Annotated in this window: 1 protein-coding gene; it reads right to left on the bottom strand. The window is 34.3% G+C overall.

The features are described 5' to 3' along the window. Window positions 1–277: MaoC/PaaZ C-terminal domain-containing protein (locus CP960_RS12790; protein WP_265734455.1), on the bottom strand; the 277-nt coding region annotated here is incomplete at both ends.

Below are 277 nucleotides of genomic sequence, written 5' to 3'. Positions count from 1 at the left end.
TCATTTGAGGGTCATTAGCATCAATAACTCTAAACCTAATAGAATTATCATCCCACTTCCAAATTTGAGTTTTAATAGTACAACCAGGGAAAAGAGGCTTAGTAATTCTAGTTTTGAATCTAGTTAATCTATCACTATTACCATCTAAAATAGTATCAATGATATGTCTACAAGCAACACCAGCAGTACTAACAGCATGGCAGTTAGGTTTAGGATAACCAACTTCTTGAGCATAATCCCAATCAATATGTTGAGGATGAGTATCACCAGAAAGTCT

The organism is Malaciobacter halophilus, assembly GCF_002837275.1.
Taxonomy (GTDB): Bacteria; Campylobacterota; Campylobacteria; order Campylobacterales; family Arcobacteraceae; genus Malaciobacter; species Malaciobacter halophilus.
Note: the sequence above shows the minus strand (reverse complement) of the source record. Positions and strands in the feature narration are given on the sequence as shown.